The 20,394-nt window shown below is 74.4% G+C and carries 18 protein-coding genes; 7 read left to right on the top strand and 11 right to left on the bottom strand.

Annotated features, from left to right (window positions below):
- Window positions 1–3 precede the first annotated feature (3 nt).
- Together cobC and AB0O36_RS20850 are read left to right on the top strand one after the other, a co-directional pair.
- On the top strand, window positions 4–1,569 hold the full coding sequence (cobC, locus tag AB0O36_RS20845; protein WP_365112407.1) for an Rv2231c family pyridoxal phosphate-dependent protein CobC: 1,566 nt from the start codon (window positions 4–6) through the stop codon (window positions 1,567–1,569).
- A gap of 393 nt (window positions 1,570–1,962) precedes the next feature.
- Window positions 1,963–3,156 carry a CapA family protein gene (locus tag AB0O36_RS20850; RefSeq protein WP_365112410.1) on the top strand — a complete coding sequence of 398 codons (1,194 nt, stop codon included), beginning with the start codon at window positions 1,963–1,965 and terminating at the stop codon, window positions 3,154–3,156.
- Window positions 3,157–3,173: 17 nt separating this feature from the next.
- On the opposite strand, the gene AB0O36_RS20855 is transcribed toward AB0O36_RS20850, so the two are convergent.
- Window positions 3,174–4,106 (bottom strand): SCO1860 family LAETG-anchored protein, encoded by a 933-nt coding sequence (locus tag AB0O36_RS20855; protein WP_365112413.1) that lies wholly within the window; start codon window positions 4,104–4,106, stop codon window positions 3,174–3,176.
- Between the two features lie 260 nt (window positions 4,107–4,366).
- Entirely contained in the window at window positions 4,367–5,503 is a 1,137-nt protein-coding gene (locus tag AB0O36_RS20860; RefSeq protein ID WP_365112416.1) for an amidohydrolase family protein, read from the bottom strand.
- Window positions 5,504–5,587: 84 nt separating this feature from the next.
- On the opposite strand from AB0O36_RS20860, the gene AB0O36_RS20865 reads away from it, so the two are divergent.
- Window positions 5,588–6,676 (top strand): aminotransferase class V-fold PLP-dependent enzyme, encoded by a 1,089-nt coding sequence (locus AB0O36_RS20865; protein ID WP_365112419.1) that lies wholly within the window; start codon window positions 5,588–5,590, stop codon window positions 6,674–6,676.
- 328 nt (window positions 6,677–7,004) lie between these two features.
- On the opposite strand, the gene AB0O36_RS20870 is transcribed toward AB0O36_RS20865, so the two are convergent.
- From AB0O36_RS20870 to AB0O36_RS20905, 8 genes are all read right to left on the bottom strand, one after another.
- Window positions 7,005–8,072 carry an aminotransferase class V-fold PLP-dependent enzyme gene (locus tag AB0O36_RS20870; RefSeq protein WP_365112421.1) on the bottom strand — a complete coding sequence of 356 codons (1,068 nt, stop codon included), beginning with the start codon at window positions 8,070–8,072 and terminating at the stop codon, window positions 7,005–7,007.
- Between the two features lie 89 nt (window positions 8,073–8,161).
- Complete coding sequence (locus AB0O36_RS20875) at window positions 8,162–8,863, bottom strand: DsbA family oxidoreductase (protein ID WP_365112424.1); 702 nt, start codon at window positions 8,861–8,863, stop codon at window positions 8,162–8,164.
- Window positions 8,864–8,920: 57 nt separating this feature from the next.
- Window positions 8,921–9,445 (bottom strand): GNAT family N-acetyltransferase, encoded by a 525-nt coding sequence (locus tag AB0O36_RS20880; protein WP_365112426.1) that lies wholly within the window; start codon window positions 9,443–9,445, stop codon window positions 8,921–8,923.
- A gap of 55 nt (window positions 9,446–9,500) precedes the next feature.
- Window positions 9,501–10,949, bottom strand: coding sequence for a penicillin-binding protein 2 (locus AB0O36_RS20885; RefSeq protein WP_365112429.1), 1,449 nt, complete (start codon window positions 10,947–10,949; stop codon window positions 9,501–9,503).
- Between the two features lie 93 nt (window positions 10,950–11,042).
- A complete protein-coding gene (locus AB0O36_RS20890) occupies window positions 11,043–11,714 on the bottom strand; it encodes a response regulator transcription factor (RefSeq protein ID WP_365112431.1) in 672 nt (223 codons plus the stop codon).
- Window positions 11,711–13,105, bottom strand: a complete 1,395-nt coding sequence (locus AB0O36_RS20895; RefSeq protein WP_365112433.1) for a histidine kinase — start codon at window positions 13,103–13,105, stop codon at window positions 11,711–11,713. The genes AB0O36_RS20890 and AB0O36_RS20895 overlap by 4 nt, the downstream gene beginning before the upstream one ends.
- Before the next feature lie 175 nt (window positions 13,106–13,280).
- Window positions 13,281–14,270 (bottom strand): hypothetical protein, encoded by a 990-nt coding sequence (locus AB0O36_RS20900; RefSeq protein WP_365112436.1) that lies wholly within the window; start codon window positions 14,268–14,270, stop codon window positions 13,281–13,283.
- 114 nt (window positions 14,271–14,384) lie between these two features.
- Window positions 14,385–15,155 (bottom strand): IclR family transcriptional regulator, encoded by a 771-nt coding sequence (locus AB0O36_RS20905; RefSeq protein ID WP_365112438.1) that lies wholly within the window; start codon window positions 15,153–15,155, stop codon window positions 14,385–14,387.
- Between the two features lie 177 nt (window positions 15,156–15,332).
- Between AB0O36_RS20905 and AB0O36_RS20910 the strand changes: the two genes are divergently transcribed.
- The 4 genes from AB0O36_RS20910 to AB0O36_RS20925 all read left to right on the top strand — a co-directional run bounded on the left by AB0O36_RS20910 (window position 15,333) and on the right by AB0O36_RS20925 (window position 18,729).
- Window positions 15,333–16,856 carry an aldehyde dehydrogenase (NADP(+)) gene (locus tag AB0O36_RS20910; protein ID WP_365112441.1) on the top strand — a complete coding sequence of 508 codons (1,524 nt, stop codon included), beginning with the start codon at window positions 15,333–15,335 and terminating at the stop codon, window positions 16,854–16,856.
- Between the two features lie 42 nt (window positions 16,857–16,898).
- Entirely contained in the window at window positions 16,899–17,126 is a 228-nt protein-coding gene (locus AB0O36_RS20915; RefSeq protein WP_365112443.1) for a hypothetical protein, read from the top strand.
- Between the two features lie 66 nt (window positions 17,127–17,192).
- Window positions 17,193–18,422 carry a TerD family protein gene (locus tag AB0O36_RS20920; protein WP_365112446.1) on the top strand — a complete coding sequence of 410 codons (1,230 nt, stop codon included), beginning with the start codon at window positions 17,193–17,195 and terminating at the stop codon, window positions 18,420–18,422.
- A gap of 124 nt (window positions 18,423–18,546) precedes the next feature.
- Window positions 18,547–18,729, top strand: coding sequence for a hypothetical protein (locus AB0O36_RS20925; RefSeq protein ID WP_365112448.1), 183 nt, complete (start codon window positions 18,547–18,549; stop codon window positions 18,727–18,729).
- A gap of 21 nt (window positions 18,730–18,750) precedes the next feature.
- On the opposite strand, the gene AB0O36_RS20930 is transcribed toward AB0O36_RS20925, so the two are convergent.
- Complete coding sequence (locus AB0O36_RS20930) at window positions 18,751–20,190, bottom strand: alkaline phosphatase PhoX (RefSeq protein WP_365112451.1); 1,440 nt, start codon at window positions 20,188–20,190, stop codon at window positions 18,751–18,753.
- Window positions 20,191–20,394: the final 204 nt, after the last annotated feature.

Here is a 20,394-nt window from a genome sequence, read left to right on the forward strand (position 1 = left end):
CGGATGGGCGAGAGTGAGCAGGTCATCGTCGGGGTCGGCGGCCGGGCCGGGGTCGGCGTGGAGGAGGTCTGCGACCTGGTCGAGGAGACGCTGGGCCGGGCCGGGCTGGCGGCCGGTGCGGTGTCGGCGCTGGCGACCGTCGCGGCGAAGGCCGGGGAACCCGGGATCGCGGGCGCGGCGGAACGTTTCGGCGTACCGCTGCTGACGTATGCGGCGGAGGACCTGGCACGGGTGGCGGTGCCCGGCCCGCCGTCCGCGGCGGCCGCGGCCGCGGTGGACACGCCTTCGGTGGCGGAGGCCGCGGCCCTCGCCGGGGGCGGCGAACTCCTGGTCCCCAAGCGGAAGTCGCCTTCGGCGACGTGCGCGGTGGCACGGGTGCCGGGGGGCGCTCGGGGGGCGGGGGCTTCGGCCGATGCGGCTGGTGCTTCTGCCTTTCCCCTTGCCTCTCCCCCTGCCTCTCCTTCAGCCTCCCCCTCTGCTTCTGTCTCTCCCTCGGCTGCTGCCGGCGCCGCCGCCTCCGTGGAGGCGCACGATCTGCGGCACCACGGGGACGCGGAGGTGGTGGACGCCGGGGCCGGGCTGGTCGACCTGGCCGTCAACGTCCGCTCGGACACCCCGCCGGCCTGGCTCAAGGAGCGGATCGCCGGCTCCCTGGACTCCCTCGCCGCCTACCCGGACGGGCGGGCCGCACGGGCGGCGGTCGCGGCGCGACACGGGCTGCCGGTTGAGCGGGTGCTGCTGACCTCGGGTGCAGCCGAGGCGTTCGTCCTGATCGCGCGGGCGCTGGCCGCCGTACGACCGGTGGTGGTGCACCCCCAGTTCACCGAGCCCGAGGCCGCACTGCGGGACGCCGGACACGAGGTGGACCGGGTGCTGCTGCGCGAGGAGGACGGCTTCCGGCTGGATCCGGCGGCGGTGCCGGAGGACGCGGACCTGGTCGTCGTGGGCAACCCGACGAACCCGACGTCGGTGCTGCACCCGGCGGCGGTGCTGGCCTCGCTGGCGCGACCTGGGCGGGTGCTGGTCGTGGACGAGGCGTTCATGGACGCCGTACCGGGCGAACGGGAGGCGCTGGCCGGGCGCACGGACGTGCCCGGCCTGGTCGTCCTGCGGAGCCTGACGAAGACCTGGGGGCTGGCCGGGCTGCGGATCGGTTACGTCCTGGCGGAACCGGAGGTGATCGCCGCACTGGAACGGGTGCAGCCGCTGTGGCCGGTGTCCACGCCGGCACTGGTCGCGGCGGAGGCGTGCGTGTCGCCTGCGGCGCTGGCGGAGGCGGAGGACGCGGCGCGGCGGATCGCGGTGGACCGGGCGCATCTGCTCGCCGGGCTCGCGGAGTTCGAGGAGGTCCTGTCGGTGGGGGCGGCGGAGGCGTCGTTCGTGCTGATCCGGGTGCGGCGGGCGGCGGAGGTCCGGCTGCGGCTGCGGGCGATGGGGTTCGCGGTGCGGCGCGGGGACACGTTTCCCGGGCTGGGGCCGGACTGGTTGCGGGTGGCGGTGCGGGACCGGGGGACGACGGGGCGCTTCCTCCAGGCGCTTGACGCTGCGCTGGCCTTGACGACGCGGTAGCTGCCCGGCGGGGCGGGTGGTGGCCCGCTTCGGGTGCGGGGGCTCCGGCTGCCGGGCCGGGTCGTGCTCCGGGCTCCGGGCTCTGGGTGCGGGGGCTCCGGCTACCGGGCCGGACCGGGCTCCGGGTGAGCGTGGCTTCGGGTGCGGGGGCCGGGGGCTCCGGGTGGGGTGTCCGGGACGGCATGATTTACGGCGCGCTGAGCGGGTCCGGCTGCCTGGCGGCGCGCGCCACACATCACGCTTGAGTGTCCCGGACACCCCACCCTCCACCCCCGTCCCCCTCCCGCCACACTCCGGCTCCCCCGCTCCGGGAGAGCCGCGCTCCGGTCACGAGGTGCGGGTGGGGAACCGTTGTGCGAAGTTGGACATCCTGTTGTGCGGGGGGAGCAAGAGATGAAGACATCAGGGAAGGCCGCGATAGCGGTGGTCGGGGCGGCCGTGGTCGTGGGGGCGGCGTTCGTCGTGCCGCGCATCGGGGGTGACGGCGGGGCACCCGCCACGCAGCGGCTCGGGGGTGCGCGGGCCACGCCCGGGGGCGTCGCGCCTGCGGGTGCGCGGCCGTTCACGCTGGTGGGGACCGGGGACATCATTCCGTACCCGTCGATCATCCAGCGTGCCGCGGACGACGCGGGCGGGAAGGGGCACGACTTCCGGAAGATACTCGCGGGGGTCAAACCCATCGTCGCGGGGGCCGACGTCGCGCTCTGCCACCACGAGATACCGTACGGGCGGCCCGGTGGGCCGTACACCGGCTATCCGACCTTCAAGGCACCGCACCAGCTCGCCGACGCCCTCAAGGACGCGGGGTACGACGGCTGTTCCACGGCCTCGAACCACACCCTGGACGCCGGCTACGAGGGCCTCGCCCGCACCCTGGAGAACCTGGACCGGGTCGGCATCAAGCACGCCGGTTCGGCGCGCAGCCCCGAGGAGGCCCGGACCCCCGGGTGGGTCACCGCCGGCGGGGCGAAGATCGCCCAGCTCTCGTACACGTACGGCACCAACGGCATCCCGCTGCCGGCCGGCAAGCCCTGGGCGGTGAACGTCACCGACAAGGACCGGATCCTCGCCGACGCCCGCGCGGCACGGGCGGCCGGTGCGCACGTGGTGGTGCTCAGCATCCACTGGGGCACCGAGTGGCAGACCGCGCCCGACGCGCAGCAGCGCGAGCTGGCCCAGGCCCTGACGGCCGCCCGTACCGACGGGCTGCCGGACATCGACCTGATCCTCGGTACGCACAACCACGTGCCGCAGCCGTACGAGAAGATCAACGGGACCTGGGTGGTCTTCGGCATGGGCGACCAGGTCGCCAGCTTCGTGCCGGCCGACAAGAAGCGCGGCAACACGTCCTCCGTCCCGCGGTTCACGCTGAACCCGTCCGCCTCGCACCCGGGCCGGTGGGAGGTGGTGAAGGCCGAGTACTTCACCCAGTACTCGGACATGGGGCCGCCGTTCCGGGTGGTGTGCACCTCGTGCGAGGGCACCGGCGGGCGGGCCGACCACCGGGCCGTGGACCGGCAGGTGACGGAGGCCGTGATGTCGCGCGGGGCGGGGGCGCAGGGACTCACCCGCGCCACCCGCCCCTGACCCCGTCCGTCAGGGCGTCACGCGCCCCGGCGGTTCCGGCCGCGGCTGAGGACCAGTGCGCCCGCGCCCACGCCGAGCAGGAGCAGGGCGCCGCCCGCGACGTAGGGGGTGGCCGAACTGCCGCCGGTCTCGGCCAGGTTGGCCTTGGTTCCGGAGGTCTGGGGCTTGAGGCCGGTGTCCGCGGACGGTTCGGCCGGCATCGGCGTGGGCTTCGGGGCGGGTGAGGAGGGGGCGGCGGGGGCCTCGCAGCGCGCTTCGGCGAGGACCACCTCGCCGTCCACCTGCGCCACGTTCAGGTTCAGCGGGTTGACCGAGACCTTGAGGCGGAGCGCCGTCGCGGCGGCGGTGCGCGAGGTGGTCTCGGTGCCGGACAGGGTGAGGCTGACCTCTCCGACGCCGGGTACGGCCACCCTGGTGGTGCCGCCCGTGGACAGGGTGGTCTTCTTGCCGAGGACGGTCACCGAGCCGAGCAGGTTCGAGCTCGCGGCCGGCTTCTCGCCCGCCGCGCACACGGCCTTGGAGGTGACCTGCTCCACCTGGATCAGCGACAGCAGCGGCAGTCCGGGGACGTGGACCTTCGCGTCGACCAGGTTGACCTCGGCAGCGGCACGCGTCCGGTCGGCGGTCGCCTTGGTGGTGGCCACGTCCGCACGGAGCACCTGGACCGGTCGGCCCTGGTCGACGCCGTCGAGGGTGACGCTCAGCGCGGTCTGCCGGGCCGTGGCCGGGGCGCTGACCTCGTTCAGGGTGGCCTTCAGCGGCACGTGCACGGTCTTGTTGAGCAGACCCACGTCGAGTCCGGTGCGGAGGACCACCGCACTGGCCTTGCCGCTTCCGCCGCCGGAACCGCCGCCGCCGGTGGCGTGGGCGGCGGGCGCGGCGGCCAGGACGGCGACGGGCGCGGCCGCGGCGAGCAGGAGTGCGGGCATGCGGAAGGTGTTGCTGTTCACGGGTGGAACCCCCAAGGAGACATGGAGCCGTCGCGCCGCCAATGGGGGACATTGCGCGCGCCGACGACCTCGACCCCGGAATCTTTACGCACTGAGAGTGAACAGGTGGGCACCTGGCGTCAGTTCACCCCAAGGGGTGGTTTCCATGCACATATTCGATTCTTCGGACCACACGCGGAACGCTGGTCCTCTTCCGCCCCAACCGGGCGCCCGGTGCGGGCAGTCACAACGACCGCCCGCACCACCGCGTCACGCCCGGGTCAACCCCGCACCCGCCCGCGCAGCACCACCCGCAGCGGGTCGGCCAGCACCCCGACGTCCTCGCGCGGATCGGCCCCGTAGACCACCAGGTCCGCCGGTGCGCCCTCCGCGAGTCCCGGGCGGCCCAGCCATTCCCTGGCCCCCCAGGTGGTCGCCGAGAGGGCGTCCGGGACCGGGATGCCGGCCTTCACCAGTTCGGCCACCTCGGCCGCGACCAGGCCGTGCGGGAGCGAGCCGCCGGCGTCCGTGCCGACGTACACCGGTACGCCCGCGTCGTACGCCGACCGCACGGTGTCGTAGCGCCGCTCGTGCAGCCGCCGCATGTGCGCCGACCAGCGCGGGAACTTGCCCTCGCCGCCGTCCGCGAGCCGGGGGAAGGTGGCGATGTTGACCAGGGTCGGCACGATCGCCACCCCGCGCTCGGCGAACAGCGGGATGGTCTCGTCGGTCAGCCCGGTGGCGTGTTCGATGCAGTCGATGCCCGCCTCGACCAGATCGCGCAGCGAGTCCTCGGCGAAGCAGTGCGCGGTGACGCGGGCGCCCAGCCGGTGCGCCTCGGCGATGGCCGCCTCGACGGCGGCGCGCGGCCAGCAGGCCGTCAGGTCGCCGGCCTCCCGGTCGATCCAGTCGCCCACCAGCTTCACCCAGCCGTCGCCGCGGACCGCCTCCCGGGCGACGTACGCGACGAGGTCCCCGGGCTCGATCTCGTGGGCGTAGTTGCGGATGTAGCGGCGGGTGCGCGCGATGTGCCGCCCCGCCCGGATGATCTTCGGGAGGTCCTCGCGGTCGTCGATCCAGCGGGTGTCCGAGGGCGATCCGGCATCCCGGACCAGCAGCGTTCCCGCGTCCCGGTCGGTCAGGGCCTGCTTCTCGCTCGTCGCCTCGTCGACCGGGCCGTGCGCGTCGAGGCCGACGTGGCAGTGGGCGTCGACCAGGCCGGGCAGCACCCAGCCGTTCACCGTGGTCACCGCGTCGGCGCGGGCCGCGCGCGGCCGCTCGTAGGTGATCCTCCCGCCGACGACCCAGAGTTCGTCGCGGACCTCCTCGGGTCCGACCAGCACCCGGCCCTTCACATGCAGCACTTCGCTCACGCCGACCACGTCGCTCCTGTCGTCCCGGTCGTTCCCGTCGCCCATGAGCGCACTGTACGCATGCGGTCGGTACCCTCGGCCGGGTAGCACCGGACAACCCCGGCAACCCCGGACGAAGAGAGCGGACCCGTGAGCACCCACCCCCTGCTTGACCTGCCGCCGCTGACCGCGGAGCGTTTCGCGTCGATCGAGAAGGGGGTCGCGCGGCTCCTCGGCACCCGCCAGGACGTGGTGATCACCCAGGGCGAGGCGCTGCTGCCGCTGGAGGGGTGCATCCGGTCGGGGGCCCGGCCGGGCTCCACCGCGCTGAACGTGGTGACCGGCCCCTACGGCACCACCTTCGGCAACTGGCTGCGGGACTGCGGGGCGACCGTGGTGGACCTGGAGGTGCCGTTCGACACGGCCGTCACCGCCGGTCAGGTCGCCGACGCGCTGGCGGCCCACCCGGAGACCGACTTCGTGTCGCTGGTGCACGCGGAGGCGGCGACCGGCAACACCAATCCGGTGGCCGCCGTCGGCGAGGTGGTACGGGCGCACGGGGCGCTGTTCATGCTGGACGCGGTGGCTTCGGTGGGCGCGGAACCGCTGCTGCCGGACGAGTGGGGCGTGGACCTGTGCGTGATCGGCGCGCAGAAGGCGATGGGCGGGCCGGCGGGGGTGTCCGCGGTGTCGGTCTCGGACCGCGCCTGGGAGCGGTTCGCCGCCAACCCCGCGGCTCCGCGCCGGTCCTACCTCTCGCTGCTGGATTGGAAGGAGCGTTGGATCGACGGCGGCCGGAAGGCGCTGCTGCACGCCCCGGCGCAGCTGGAGATGCTGGCGCTGGAGGCGTGCCTGGACCGGATCGCGGAGGAGGGCCCGGACGCGGTCGCGGCCCGGCACGCGGCGGCGGCCGCCGCGACCCGGGCGGGTGCGGCGGCGCTCGGGCTGGCGCCGTACGTGGCGGTGGCGGCGGAGGCCGCGCCGGTGGCCACCACGCTGCGGGTGCCGGAGGCTTCGCTGGTCGCGGCGAAGGCCCTGGCGGCGGACCCGTCGGCGGCGCTGGCGGCGGGCGGGGGCGCGCTGGCGGGCTCGATGCTTCGGGTCAACCATTACGGTGCGGCGGCGGCCCTGCCGGCGGTCACCTCGGCCCTGACCGCCCTCGCGGGCGCCCTGTCGGCACCGGCGGCCCCGGCCCTGGCCGCGGCGGAAGCCGCCTGGTCGACGACCCTGCGGGGCTGACGCCTGGGGCGGTCGCCCGTCGGGCCGACCGCCGGGACGGTGACCCGGCGGGGCCGGGAGCCGGCGTGGCCGCCCGGCCGGACCGACCGCCGGGACAGCGGCCCGGCAGGACCGGAGCCGGCGTGGCCGCCCGGCCGGACCGACCGCCGGGACAGCGGCCCGGCAGGGCCGAGGGCCGGTCCGTCGCCCTGCGAGGCCGTTGGCCGCCACAGGGTCGGGCCGGCCGGGAGTGCCCGGTCCGCCACCAGAGCGTGGACCGCCGACGGGGCGCGGGCCGCCGACGGGATGCGGACCGCCGGGGTCCGCGTGGCGCGCCCGCGGGGTGGGGTCAGCCCGCCAGGACGTTCAGCAGGCGGTCCACCTCCGCTTCCGTGTTGTAGAGGTGGAAGGAGACCCGCAGGGACCCCGCGCGGCCGGCGGTGAGGATGCCCGCGCGTGCCAGTTCCGGCTGGCGCGCGGCCAGCCCCGGCACCGAGACGATCGCCGAGTCGCCCGGCACGGGCTCGATCCCCAGCTCCGCCAGGCCCGCCCGGTACCGGGCGGCCAGGGCGGTGTCGTGCGCGTGCACGGCCTCGATCCCGACGCTCTCCAGCAGGGCCAGCGACGCCTCCACCGCGTGGTACGACAGGAAGGCCGGGGACTCGTCGAACCGCCTCGCGTCCGGGGCCGGTTCCGCCATCGGCCCGTAGATGGCGTCCCACATGGACTTCGCCGCCACCCAGCCCGCGTGCAGCGGGACCAGCGTCTCCTGGGCCTCCTCCGAGACCGTGAGGAACGAGGCCCCGCGCATGCCGAGCATCCACTTGTACCCGGCCGCGACCACGTAGTCGTACGGCGAGGCGTCGAACGGCAGCCAGCCGGCCGCCTGGCTCGCGTCCACGAGCGTCCGCGCTCCGTGGTCCGCCGCGGCCGCCCGGACGGCGGCGAGGTCGGCGGTGCGCCCGTCCGCGGACTGTACGGCGCTGACCGCGACCAGCGCGGTGTCCGCGCGGACGGCCCCGGCGAGCTCCTCCAGCGGGACGAACCGGGTCCGGAGGTCCCCCCGGACGACGAACGGGTTGATCACCGAGGCGAACTCCCCCTCGGCGAAGAGCACTTCCGCCCCGGAGGGCAGGGCCGCGGCGACCAGTCCGACGTGGGTGGCCACGGCGGAGCCGACCGCCACCCGGTCCGCGCCGACGCGGACCAGGCGGGCGAAGCGTTCGCGCGCCGCATCCACCAGGCCGAAGTCGCCGAATCCGGCGGGCACTCCGGCCGCCGCCGCATCGGCCAGCGCGTGGACCGCAGCCACCGCACCGCGCGGGACCAGCCCGCAGGTGGCGGTGTTGAGGTAGGTCGTCGTGGGGGTGAACTCCTGGGCCGGGTCGGGGACCGGCTGCTTCAGCGGAAGATCCATGCCTCCACTGTGCGCCGCCCCGAACCCAAAGTCCATTGCCGAATATTGCGTGACTTTCCCAAGAATTGCTTATACCTGCGGGGTTCGGGTCAGCGGACCGCGCAGGCGCCGTCGGGCTCGCACGCCTCCGCCGGGGCTTCCGGTTCCGTGACCTCGCGTCCGGCCCACGCCTGTTCCAGTGCGCGGGTGAAGACCTCGGCGGGCTGTCCGCCGGAGATGCCGTACCGGCGGTCGAGGACGAAGAACGGCACGGCGTTCGCGCCCAGTTCGGCGGCCTCCCGCTCGTCGGCGCGCACCTCGTCGGCGTAGGCGGTGCGGTCGGCCAGCACCGCCCGCACCTCCGTCTCGTCCAGTCCGGCCCCGACGGCGATGCCGGTCAGGACCTCCGGGTCGAAGAGGGAGCGCTCGTCCGCGAAGTGGGTACGGAACGCCAGGTCGAGCAGCGCGTCCTGGCGTCCGCGGGCGGCGGCGAGATGGAGCAGCCGGTGGACGTCGAAGGTGTTGCCGTGGTCCCGGCCGTCGAGCAGGTAGGCCAGGCCCTCGGCGTGCGCGGTGGCCGCCACGTGCTCCTCCATGGCGCGGGCCTCGTCGAGGGTGCGGCCGTACTTGCGGGCGAGCATCTCGACGACGGGCGCGATGTGGGCCGGGTCGCCGTGCGGGTCGAGCTCGAAGGACCGGAAGACCACCTCGACCCGGTCCCGGTGCTCGAACGCGGCCAGCCCCTTCTCGAACCGGGCCTTGCCGATGTAGCACCACGGGCAGGCGATGTCGCTCCAGATCTCGACGCGCATGATCCTTCTTCTCTCCGATGCGGGGGGTCAGGACCTGCAACGCCCCACCGGAGCGTCTCATTCCCCGGACGCCGCCGGCCCGGGGTCGAGAGTGAGCCAGAGGGCGATGTGGGAGCCGGCCGAGGGGACGGCCGGGTCGGGGCGCCAGCCGTGGGCGGCGTAGAAGGCCTGGGCCCTCAGGTTGTGTTCGTAGACGTCGAGGCGGACCCGGGGCACGCCGGCCCGGAGCCAGGCGTCGCGGCAGCCGGTGTGCAGGGCGGTGCCGACGCCGCGCCGCCAGTGGGCGGGCTCGACGTGCAGCTGGGTGAGGGTCATCCGGCCGTCGACGGGGCGGTAGGCGGCGACTCCGGTCAGCTCGCCGTCCTCCACCGAGCAGAGCACCCCGCCACCGGCACCGCCCTCGCCATCGCCCTCGCTCTGCGCGCGTTGCAGTGCGGTGGACCAGCCCTCCCGGGTCCGGGCGAGTTCCGCGGCGCCGGCGTACGCCTCTTCGGGTATCCGGCCCGCGTAGTAGGTGGCCCGGGCCCGGGCGTGCAGGGCGGCGATGGCATCGAGATCGCCGGGGAGCGCTTGTCGGATCATGGAGGGGAGGACGTGGCGGAAACCGCAGAAGTTCCCGCCGCGCACCTCCGGTGGCTCAATTCTTCAGGGCGGCCGCCATCATCTTCTGGGCGACGGGGGCGGCCAGCCTGCCGCCGCCGATCTCGGAGCGGTCGGTGTCGGAGTTGACGATCATCACGGCGACGGCGACCTGCTTGCCGTTCATCGTGGCGTAGGAGGCGAACCAGGCGAGCGGCGGGATGCTGTTGTTGATACCGCGCTGGGCGGTGCCGGTCTTGCCGCCGACCTCGGCCCCGGCCACCTTGGCGGGCTTTCCGCCGCCCTCGCTGACCACGGTGCGCATGGCGTCGCGGAGCATCGAGGCGGTCCGCTCGCTCATCACCTGCTTGCTCCCGGGGTTCTTGAAGCTTTCCAGCACGCTGCCGCTGCCGTCGGTGACCTCGGAGACCACGTGCGGGGCGACCAGCCTGCCGTCGTTCTCGATCGCGGCCACGACCATCGCCATCTGCAGCGGGGTGGCCTGCACGTCGAACTGGCCGATACCCGTCTGCGCCACCTGGTCCTGGGACAGCTTCCCGGAGGGGTACTTGCTGGGCGTCGCACGGAACGGGATGTCCTGCTTCTTGTCGTTGAAGCCGAGCTTCTCGCTCATCTCCAGCATCTTCTGCTGGCCGAGGCGGTGGGCGAGCTCGGCGAACACGTTGTTGCAGGACAGCCGGAGGGCGGTGCGCAGCGAGACGTTGTCACAGGCGGGGGGCCTTGCCTCGCTCTTCAGCGGGGTGACCGTGCCCGGGATGATGTAGGGGTCCTTGATGCCGGTGGGCGTGTCGATGGAGTCGAACAGCCCGTTCTCCAGCGCCGCGGCGAGGGTGACCAGCTTGAAGGTGGAGCCGGGCGCCATCGGTTTGCGGGCGGCGAGGTTCTCCATCGCCCTGCCGTTGTCGGCGGAGAGCTCCTTCCAGGCCGCCTTGTCGGTGGCGGCCGTGATCCGGTTCGGGTCGAAGGAGGGGTTGGAGACCATGCCGAGGATCTCGCCGGTGGCCGGGTCGATGGCGACCGCGGCACCCTCCTTGCCCTTCAGTGCCTCGTAGCCGGCCTTCTGGACGTCGGGGTCGATGGTGGTCAGGACGTTGCCCGGGTCCGCGTGCTTGTTGGTGAACACGTCGAGGGGGCTCTTCAGGCGGTTGTCGGACCCGTCGAGGACGTCCTTGTAGACGCCCTCCAGCTGGGTCTTGCCGAACGCCTGCGAGCTGTAGCCCGTCACCGGTGCGTAGAGCTCGCCGTCGGTGTACGTCCGCTTGTAGCCGAAGTCGCCCTGGTCCACCTTCTTCGAACCGGTGACGGACTCTCCGGCCACGATGATGTTCCCGAGCGGGCTGGCGTACCGGGCGATCGTGTTCCGTTGGTTGTGGTCGTCGTCTGCGAGGGCCTGGCCCCTGTACGCCTGCACCCAGGTGACCCGCACCAGCAGGGCCAGGACCAGCAGCAGACAGAAGACCGACGCGCGCCTGATTGTCTTGTTCATCCCCCTGGAGGACGTGTCCGCCGCTCCGGGCGTTCCGCTCTGACCCGATTGTGGCCGGATTCTCAGGGATCTCTCATCCGGTGACCGGCCGGCTCATCCGCCGGCCCGTCCGGCCAGGAACCCTCCCTCGTACGCCGCGATGACCGCCTGGGTGCGGTCCCGGGAGCCGGTCTTGGCCAGCACCGCCGTCACATGGGTCTTGACCGTCTGCGGGCCGACCCCGAGCCGTTCGCTGATCTCGTGGTTGGACAGCCCGCCGGCCATCAGCTTCAGTACGTCCGCCTCCCGGTCGGTGAGCCGGGCCACCCAGGGGGCGGCCGCGGGAGCGCCCGCGCCGGAGTGCCGTGCGGCCAGCTCCCGGACGGCGGCCGGGAACAGCAGGGAGTCCCCCCGGGCGACCAGCCGGACCGCGGCCAGCAGGTCCTCGGGGTCGGCCCGCTTGAGCAGGAAGCCGGCCGCTCCGGCGCGCAGCGCGTCGTAGACATAGGCGTCGTTCTCGAAGGTGGTGACGACGACGATCCTGGGCGGCGCGTCCATGCCGGCGAGGATCTGCTCGGTGGCGCGTATGCCGTCGATGCCGGGCATGCGGACGTCCATCAGCACCACGTCGGGGGTGAGGGAGCGGACCACGGAGACGGCCTCGGCTCCGTCGGCTGCCTCGCCGACCACCGTGAGGTCCGGCTCGGCCTCCAGGATGACCCGCAGCGCGGTGCGGACCATGCGTTCGTCGTCGGCGAGGACGACGCGCAGCGGCGGGCGGCTCATCGGCGTCCTCCGGTGGTCTCCGCGGGGGCGTGCCCTCCGGTGTCGGCGGTGGCCCGGCCTCCGCCGTCCGCGGTGGACCCCGTCGCCCGCTCCCGGTCGGCGCCGGTGAGCGGGAGGACCGCCCGCAGCCGCCAGCGGCCCCCGTGCTCCCCCGCCTCGACGGTGCCGCCCAGCAGCGCGGCCCGTTCGGCGGTGCCGTGCAGCCCCCGCCCGCCGCCCGTGCGCTCCGCCCGCCCCGTCCGCTCCGCGCGTCCGGTCGACCGGTCCGGCCGGTTGGTCATGGTGATCTCCAGTTCACGTCGGTCCTCGTCCCCCGGTGCCGGCCGTACGGCCATGCCCAGCTCCACCGGTCCCTCCCCGTGCTTCATGGCGTTGCTCAGTCCTTCCTGGACGATCCGGTACGCCTCCCGCGAGACGATCGCCGGGAGCTGCTCCCAGCTTCCGGAAGGCCCCGGCCGCAGGCGCTCGGCCACCTGCGTCCCGGCGGCCCGGGTCCGGTCCAGCAGCCCGGCCAGGTCGGTGTGCAGGGTCGGCGCGGGCGCCGTGCCCGTGCCGGCCGCGTCCCCGTCCCGCAGCAGGCCCAGTACGGCGTCCAGCTCGCCCACGGTGCGCCGGGTGGTGTCCTCGATCGCGGCCAGCGCCTCGCGGACGAACTCCGGGTCGGTGTCCAGCACCCGGCGGGCGGCCACGGCCTGCAGGGTGACCGCGCTCAGCGCGTGCCCGACCGAGTCGTGCAGCTCGCGGGCGAGCCGGTTGCGGACGGCCAGGTCCGCGGCCCGCTCCTCGGCCGCGGCCAGCCGGTCCGCCGGGGTCGGACCGAGCAGCACCGGCGCCACCCGGGCCAGCAGCGCACCCGCGCCGGCCGCACACAGCACCACCGCGGCCATCAGCAGCAGTCCGAGGAGCGGAGCAAGGTAGGGCGACACCTGGCCGCTGAACCACCCGAGCCCGAGCTCCGCCTTCCGCAGCCGGGTCACGAACGGCACCGTCAGCAGCACCACCGCCATGGGCGTGGCCGCCAGCGTCATCCCGCTGACCAGCGCGCCGAGCCCCAGGTGCAGGGTCCACCAGGCGCAGGCCCGCCCCCGGGCCGCCCGGCCGCGGGCCGGCCCCTCCGCCAGGCGCTCCCCCGGCACCCCGCACAGGGACCGCACGGCGGTCACCGACAGCGGCCTGACCAGCGGGAACAGGCCGGTGACGGTGGCGAGCGGCAGGGCCACGGCGTAGGAGGCCAGGAACAGCGGGAAGGAGGCGAGGGCGTTGCGGCCGTCCGCCACCACCCCGACCGCCACCGAGGCGAGCAGGAAGTACGGCATGAGCAGGGCACCGCCCAATATCTGGTGCACCCAGCGCAGCCGTGCCCGGCCGTCCAGCAGTCGTGCCATCCCCATCCCCGTCGCCCCGTCCTGGTCACCACCACCCACTCCCGGGGTCCCGGTCCCCGGCCCCGTCAGCCCGTCCCCTGTCGGCCCGTCCCCTGTCGGCCCGTCCCCTGTCGGCCCGTCCCCCGTCGGGCGCCACGGCCGCTCCGGCCGCGCCTGCCGCGCCCGCCGGTCTCAGCCGTTCTCAGCCGGTGCGGCGGGCGGTGAGGAACCGGGCCGCCACGGCCGCCACGAGCAGGCCGGTGATCGTTTGGCCAGCGTAGGCGAGATGCAGCAGTGCCGCGGGGTCCTTGGCGGGGTCGTCCGACGGAGCCATGGCGGCGATGCTCAGCCAGGCGCCCCAGCACGCCGCCGCCGAACCGCCCACCCAGGCGAGGGCCAGCGGTCCGCGTGCCGCCCGGCGCCCGCCGCGGACCAGCAACAGCCCGCCGGCCGCTCCGGCCAGCGCGCACAGCGCGTTCACCACGGCCATCACCACCGAGTCCGAGGACCAGTGGGCGATCTGATCGGCGCTCAGGCCCGCCGTACCGCCCGCGGTCCAGTAGATCTGCACGGCGGTGAGGGCCAGGGCGCCGACCGCCCCGGCCGCCGCCACCGCGCGTATCCGCCCGCTCATCGGTGCCCCCAGCGGCCCCTGCCACAGCCGGCCCCACCGCTCCCTGGCGTACGGGACGAACAGCCCGGCCAGGGCGATCGCCTGGAGGGAGAAGCCTGTGTAGACGACGTGGTACACCCACGGGTCGAGGAAGGGCTCGGCCGTTGCCGCCTGCGCCGCGTCCTCGCCGCCCCCGAGCATCCGCATCAGCGTCACCCCCGGGAACCCGAGGAAGATCGGGGTGAGCAGCCCGGTCGCCGTGAACACCGGCACCGTCAGCAGCCAGGACGGTATGCGCCGCCCCCAGGGCCGGGTGAGCGCCAGGACGATCACCACCAGCACCGCGTCCATCAGCAGGGTCGCCGCGTTGGCGACGGTGAAGAACACGCCCGGCTCCCGCAGCACGCTGCCGTCCGGAATGCCGATCCGGCTCCCCGACAGCCAGGCGGCCTTGAGGGTCAGGTAGGGCAGGGTCGCCGCGACGGCGAGGAAGCGCAGGGTCCGGCGAACAGCACCGAGCGGAGCGGGGGTTCCGGGGCCGGCCGCCCCGTACGTCTGGTTCACGAATGCCGTGGTCATGCCTCCACGATCCCCGCCGCAGAGCCGCCGCACCTCCCCCGTGAAGGGGAACCCGCTCCCCCGCACGGGGGAGATCCCCCTCCTCCTCGGCGCATCGGCCCCGGGCTGTCCGGCTCACATGCGCCGGGCCACCAGCGCCAGCCGGTCCCGCGCCTCGAACAGCGCCCGCCTGATCGCCTGCTCGTGCCCGGCGGTCAGCCGGGCCACCGGCACCGAGCAGCTGACCGCGTCCCGGGCGGGCGAGCGGTACGGCACCGCCACCCCGAAGCAGCGCAGCCCCAGGGTGTTCTCCTCGCGGTCCACCGCGTAGCCCTGCTCCCGCACCAGGGCCAGCTCCTCGATCAGCCGTTCCCGGTCGGTGTGGGTGTGCTCGGTGACCGCCTCCAGCCGCTCCGGCAGCAGCCGCCGCACCTCGTCGTCGGTGTGCGTGGCCAGCAGTGCCTTGCCGAGCGCCGTGGAGTGCACCGGCAGCCGGCGCCCCACCCGGGTGAACGGCCTCAGGTAGTGCCGGGAGGGCCGGGTCGCCAGGTAGACCACGCTGGTGCCGTCCATCCGGGCCAGGTGGATGGTCTCCGTGGTCTCGTCCGACAGCCGGTCCAGGGTGGGCCGGGCGGCCGCCACGACCTCGTCCCCGTCGATGTACGAACTCCCGACGAGCAGGGCCCGTACGCCGATCCCGTAGCGGGTCCCGGTCGCGTCGGTCTCCACCCAGCCCAGGTCCACCAGCGTGCGCAGCAGCATGTACAGGCTGGACTTGGGCAGTCCCAGGTCGTGCTGGATGTCGGCCAGGCTGTGCAGTCCCGGCCGGGAGGCGAAGTGCTCCAGCAACAGGACCGTACGGACGGCCGACTTCACCGGTGTGCTCGCCGGCTCGGTTGTGCTCATCGGCTGCTCTTCCCCTCTGACGCCTCCGGACGCCCTCGGGCACCCCTTGGACGTCCTCTGGCGCCCTCTGTCGCCACTTGTCACCTTCAGGACGCGGAAATAGAGTCCGCAGCGGCAGCGATCATTCATCCACCGGAACGGCGTTCAGAATACTGAACGCCCCAGGAGGCAGTGGGCATGGCAGCGAAACCAGTCTGGAGTGTGGACCCCCGCACCGGGAAGCAGCGTGCGCAGGTTGCGGCGGAAGCCACACACCGGGAGGTCGACGCCGTCGTACGGGAGGCCCACGCCGCCCGGGCCGCCCTCGCGGACCGTACCGCCCGGATCGCCTTCCTGCGCACCGCGGCCGAGCTGCTCGACGGGGCGGCCGGCCGGATCGTGGAGACGGCCGACTCCGAGACCGCCCTGGGCGCCGCCCGCCTCACCGGCGAGCTGGCCCGCACCACCTACCAGCTCCGCGCCTTCGCCGACGCCGTCGAGGAGGGCTCGTACCTGGACATCCGGATCGACCACCCCGACCCGGGCCTGACCCCGCCGCGCCCCGCGCTGCGCCGCTACAAGGTGCCGCTCGGCGTGGTCGCCGTCTACGCCGCCTCCAACTTCCCGCTGGCCTTCTCGGTCCCCGGCGGCGACACCGCCAGCGCCCTGGCCGCCGGCTGCCCGGTCGTGGTCAAGGCCCACCCGGACCACCCCGCCACCTCCGAGCTCTGCGGTGCGCTGCTGCGCCGCGCCGCCGTGGCCGCCGGGCTGCCCGCCGACGCGGTCGCGGTGGTCCACGGCTTCGACGCCGGCCTGGAGCTCATCCGGCACCCGCTGGTGGCCGCCGCCGGCTTCACCGGTTCCATCCGCGGCGGACGGGCGCTGTTCGACGCGGCCGCCGCCCGGCCCGTCCCCATTCCCTTCCACGGCGAACTCGGCTCCCTCAACCCCGTCGTCGTCACCCCGGCCGCCGCCGCCGAGCGCGCCGAGGAGATCGGCGCCGGCCTGGCGGCCTCGGTGACCCTCGGCACCGGCCAGTTCTGCGTCAAGCCGGGCCTGGTCCTGGTGCCCGCGGGAGCGGACGGCGACCGGCTCGCCGACACCCTGGGCAAGGCGCTCGGCGAGACCTCCCCCGGAGTGCTCCTGGACCGCCGGATGCGCGAGGAGTTCCTCGCCGGGGTGGCCCGGCGGGCCGCGCTGCCCGAGGTCACCGCCCCCGTCCCGGCCGGACCGGGCGACGGGCACACCGTCGGCGCCGGCTACCTCTCCGTACCGGCCGGCCTGCTCGCCGATCCGGCCTACGAGCTGCTGCTCGACGAGTGCTTCGGCCCGGTGACGGTGCTCGCCCGCTACGCCGGCCAGGAGGAGGCGGAGGCCGTGCTCGACCGGCTCGGCGGGAACCTGAGCGCCACCCTGCAGCTGTCCTCCGCCGAGGCGGACGGCGGCCCGGGCCCGGCCGCGGAGCTGATCGGCCGGGTCACCGCCCTGGCCGGCCGGGTGGTGGTCGACGGCTGGCCGACCGGAGTGGCGGTGGCGCCCGCCCAGCACCACGGCGGCCCGTACCCGGCCGCGACCTCCCACTCCACCTCCGTCGGGGGCACCGCGATCGAGCGCTGGCTGCGCCCGGTGGCCTACCAGTCGGTGCCGGACCCGCTGCTCCCCCCGGAACTGCGGGACGCCAACCCGCTCGGCCTGCCCCGCCGCACCACCGGCGCCCACTAATCCCGTTGCCTGCCCGGCCGTGCGCCGGGCAGGCTTCGCCGCATGCCCAGACCCAGCGGATTCACGTACGAGCAGCGCGGCGACGGAACGGTCGTCATCACCCATCGCGGCCGCGCCGCAGCAACCCTGCGCGGGGACCGGGCCGCCCGGTTCCTGGCCGAGGTCGGCTCCGGGGACGATCAGCTGGTCATGGCCCGCTGGACCGGCGCGTACAAGTTCGGCAACGAGCGCACCGCCCGGAACCACCCGCGCAACGCCGGTCGCCGCTGACCCCGCCCCACCCGGACGGCCCAGGGGTAAGGGAACGGCAAAGGCGCCCCGCTCGTTTGACCCGGCATGACCGCCATGACCCCTGGTTCGAACCTGCCGCTCAACGCCGTCCGCGTGACGGTGGACGTGGCCGCTCCGGTACGGCTCGACGTATCGGGGCTGCTGCTCGCCGCGAACGGCAAGGTGCGCTCCGACGCCGACTTCATCTTCTACAACCAGCCGTCCGGGCCCGGTGTCAGCCACCGCTCCGGCGGCGGGGCGGCGCCCGACTCGATCACCGTGGACACCTCAGCCCTGCCGCCCGGCATCGAGCGGATCGTGGTCACGGCCAGCCCGGACGCCGCCGGCCAGACCTTCCAGGGCATCGAGCCCACCGCCACCGTGCGCAACGCGGACGACGGCGGGGTCATCGCGAGCTTCACCCCGCCGCAGCTGGCCACCGAGACCGCCCTGGTGGTCGTCGAGGTCTACGTGCGCAACGGCCAGTGGAAGGTCCGCGCGGTCGGCCAGGGGTACGCCAACGGGCTGGCCGGGATCGCCACGGACTTCGGCGTCACGGTCGACGAGGAGCCGGCGGCGCCCCAGGCCCCCGCACAGCCCCAGGCCCCTGCCGCGCCCCCGGCCCCGGCCCACGTGCAGCCGCCGGCCCCGGTGCAGCCGCCGGCTCCGCCGATGCCCCCGGCGGCCCCGGCCGCACCCGTGCCCGCGCCCGGCTCGGGGAAGATCAACCTCGACAAGGGCCGGGTCAGCCTGCAGAAGAACCAGACGGTCTCCCTGGTCAAGGGCGGCAAGCCGCTGCTCTCCCAGGTCAAGATGGGTCTCGGCTGGGAGCCCGCCCACCGCGGGCGGAACATCGACCTCGACGCCTCGGTCATCGCCTACGGCCCCCAGCGCAACCATCTGGACAGCTGCTACTTCGGCCGGCTGTCCATCCTCGGCGGCTCGGTCAAGCATTCGGGTGACAACCTCACGGGTGAGGGCGCCGGGGACGACGAGGTCATCGTGGTGGACCTCGGCCGGCTGCCCGCCGAGGTCACCGGTCTGGTCTTCACCGTCAGCTCCTTCACCGGGCAGAAGTTCACCGACGTGGCCAACGCCTACTGCCGTCTGATCGACGCGGCGACCGACGAGGAGCTCGTCCGCTTCGACCTCACCGGCGCCGAACCCCAGACCGGGGTGATGATGGCCAAGTTCATCAAGCAGTTCTCCGGCGAGTGGGAGATGACGGCCATGGGCCAGTTTGTGAAGTCCCGCACAGTGCGCGACCTGGTCAAGCCCGCCGCCCAGGCGCTCTGAGCAGGTGGGCGGGCCGCGGACACCGTCCGCGGCCCGCCCGGGGTGACCCTCCGTGGGCCCTTCGTGACCCATCCCACCCCCAAACCGGAGGTACCTGTCGGTGGCCCCCCGTAGCCTTGGAAGCATGTACGAGACACCCCCGCCCGCGGGTCCCGCGCGTCCGTCCGCCGCCGAGGCGAACGAGGCGATACGGCAGCTCGTGGACAGCCGGGCGGAGGGCGAGGAGTGGCCCGCGGAGGCGTACGAGTTCCTGCTCGCGGAATGGGCGGCCGCCCAGGCCGAGCCGGCGGGCAGCGCGGCCCTCTGAGCCGCCCGCCGCTCCGCGGCGTCAGCCCCTGCGCCGCCAGGGCCCGGTGATGGCCACCAGGAGCCCCGGCTCCTGGATGCCCGCGAACAGGGTGCGTCCGTCCGGTGAGAAGCAGACCCCGGCGAACTCGGAGTACTCCGGCTCCTCCGGGGTCCCGATGTTCAGCTCGTTGCGCGCCAGCGGGTAGGTCCGCCCCGACTCCGTCGCCCCGAAGATGTGCTGCAGTCCGTCGCCGTTCTCGGCGAGGACGAGCCCCCCGTACGGGGAGACGGTGATGTTGTCCGGGCCGTCGTGGGCGCCGGGCGCGGACGGGTCGGCGTTCACCCCGAGCAGCACCGCCAGCCGGACGGTGCGCCGCTTGGGGTCGTAGAACCACACCTGGCCGTCGTGGGCGGCGCCCGGGCTCTCCTCCCGCGCGTAGGAGGAGACGAAGTAGGCGCCGCCGTCCGCCCACCACATGCCCTCCAGCTTGCGGCCCCGGGTGACCGCCCCGGCGGGGAACTGCTCGCGGACCGGTGTGGTCCGGGCGTCCCGGTCGGGCACCTCGACCCAGTCGACCCCGTACACGGTGCCGATCCGGGTGGCCCGCGAGAGGTCGTCCACCAAACGGCCCGCACTGTCGAAGCACTTGGCCGCCGCGAGTACGCCCGCGTCGTCGGCCAGGGTGCGCAGCCGGCCGCGCCCGTGCCGGAACCCGGCCGGCGGAGTCCAGCGGTAGAACAGGCCGTTGGGGCCGGCCGCGTCCTCCGTGAGGTAGGCGTGGCCCCGCTTCGGGTCGATGACGACGGCCTCGTGGTCGTACCGGCCCAGCGCCTTGAGCGGCTTGGGCCGCAGGTTCGCCCGCCGGTCGTGCGGGTCGACCTCGAAGACGTAGCCGTGGTCCCTGGTCATCCCGTTCTCGCCGGCCAGGTCCGAGTTCTCCTCGCAGGTCAGCCACGTGCCCCAGGGGGTGGCGCCGCCCGCGCAGTTGGTCGACGTACCGGCGATGCCGACCCATTCGGCGACCGCGCCGCCGGGCCGTAATTCGACGACGGTGCAGCCGCCGGCCGCCGCCGGGTCGTAGACCAGGCCCTCGGCGAGCGGCACCGGGTGCTCCCACTCGGGCCGGGGGCCCTTCAGCTCGTGGTTGTTCACCAGCAGGGTGACCCCGCGGTGGCCGGCGAAGGCGGCCGTGCCGTCGTGGTTCGAGGGGGTGAACTCGCCGGACTCCAGCCGGGTGACACCGCTGTGGGTGAGGACCCGGTACGAGAACCCGGCGGGCAGGGCCAGCAGTCCGGCCGGGTCGGGCAGCAGGGGCCCGTAGCCGGGTGCGCACGGGCGGCCCCGCTCGTCGCGGAGGGTGCTGTCGTCGGCGGCCAGTGCCCCCGGGGCGGTGGCGAGGGCCCCGACCGTCCCGGTGAGGGCCACGCCCGCCCCGGCGAGGACGGTACGGGCGGCGAAGTCTCTGCGGCTGAGCGGCATCGGATCTCCTGAGGTGGGGAGCCGGCACGCTGCCGTGCGGCCGGCGCACCACCTCCCGCGGACATAACACCAGCTGAATTCCCGACGAATGCCCGGAATCCCCCTCCGGCTTCCGGAATGGCTGAGTCTGATCGAATAAACGACCGATCCCAGCCGTATCAGCCGTATCCGCCTTCCTCAGGGGCACCACCGGCCCCATCCCGC

This window comes from Streptomyces sp. NPDC089799 (assembly GCF_040684755.1).
GTDB lineage: Bacteria > Actinomycetota > Actinomycetes > Streptomycetales > Streptomycetaceae > Streptomyces.

Excerpts from the sequence above, each read along its gene's own strand:
- cobC (WP_365112407.1), top strand. The coding sequence starts at position 4 with ATGGGCGAGAGTGAGCAGGTCATCGTCGGGGTCGGCGGCCGGGCCGGG.
- AB0O36_RS20850 (WP_365112410.1), top strand. The coding sequence starts at position 1,963 with ATGAAGACATCAGGGAAGGCCGCGATAGCGGTGGTCGGGGCGGCCGTG.
- AB0O36_RS20860 (WP_365112416.1), bottom strand. The coding sequence starts at position 5,503 with ATGGGCGACGGGAACGACCGGGACGACAGGAGCGACGTGGTCGGCGTG.
- AB0O36_RS20870 (WP_365112421.1), bottom strand. The coding sequence starts at position 8,072 with ATGGATCTTCCGCTGAAGCAGCCGGTCCCCGACCCGGCCCAGGAGTTC.
- AB0O36_RS20875 (WP_365112424.1), bottom strand. The coding sequence starts at position 8,863 with ATGCGCGTCGAGATCTGGAGCGACATCGCCTGCCCGTGGTGCTACATC.
- AB0O36_RS20880 (WP_365112426.1), bottom strand. The coding sequence starts at position 9,445 with ATGATCCGACAAGCGCTCCCCGGCGATCTCGATGCCATCGCCGCCCTG.
- AB0O36_RS20885 (WP_365112429.1), bottom strand. The coding sequence starts at position 10,949 with ATGAACAAGACAATCAGGCGCGCGTCGGTCTTCTGTCTGCTGCTGGTC.
- AB0O36_RS20890 (WP_365112431.1), bottom strand. The coding sequence starts at position 11,714 with ATGAGCCGCCCGCCGCTGCGCGTCGTCCTCGCCGACGACGAACGCATG.
- AB0O36_RS20895 (WP_365112433.1), bottom strand. The coding sequence starts at position 13,105 with ATGGGGATGGCACGACTGCTGGACGGCCGGGCACGGCTGCGCTGGGTG.
- AB0O36_RS20900 (WP_365112436.1), bottom strand. The coding sequence starts at position 14,270 with ATGACCACGGCATTCGTGAACCAGACGTACGGGGCGGCCGGCCCCGGA.
- AB0O36_RS20905 (WP_365112438.1), bottom strand. The coding sequence starts at position 15,155 with ATGAGCACAACCGAGCCGGCGAGCACACCGGTGAAGTCGGCCGTCCGT.
- AB0O36_RS20910 (WP_365112441.1), top strand. The coding sequence starts at position 15,333 with ATGGCAGCGAAACCAGTCTGGAGTGTGGACCCCCGCACCGGGAAGCAG.
- AB0O36_RS20915 (WP_365112443.1), top strand. The coding sequence starts at position 16,899 with ATGCCCAGACCCAGCGGATTCACGTACGAGCAGCGCGGCGACGGAACG.
- AB0O36_RS20920 (WP_365112446.1), top strand. The coding sequence starts at position 17,193 with ATGACCGCCATGACCCCTGGTTCGAACCTGCCGCTCAACGCCGTCCGC.
- AB0O36_RS20925 (WP_365112448.1), top strand. The coding sequence starts at position 18,547 with ATGTACGAGACACCCCCGCCCGCGGGTCCCGCGCGTCCGTCCGCCGCC.
- AB0O36_RS20930 (WP_365112451.1), bottom strand. The coding sequence starts at position 20,190 with ATGCCGCTCAGCCGCAGAGACTTCGCCGCCCGTACCGTCCTCGCCGGG.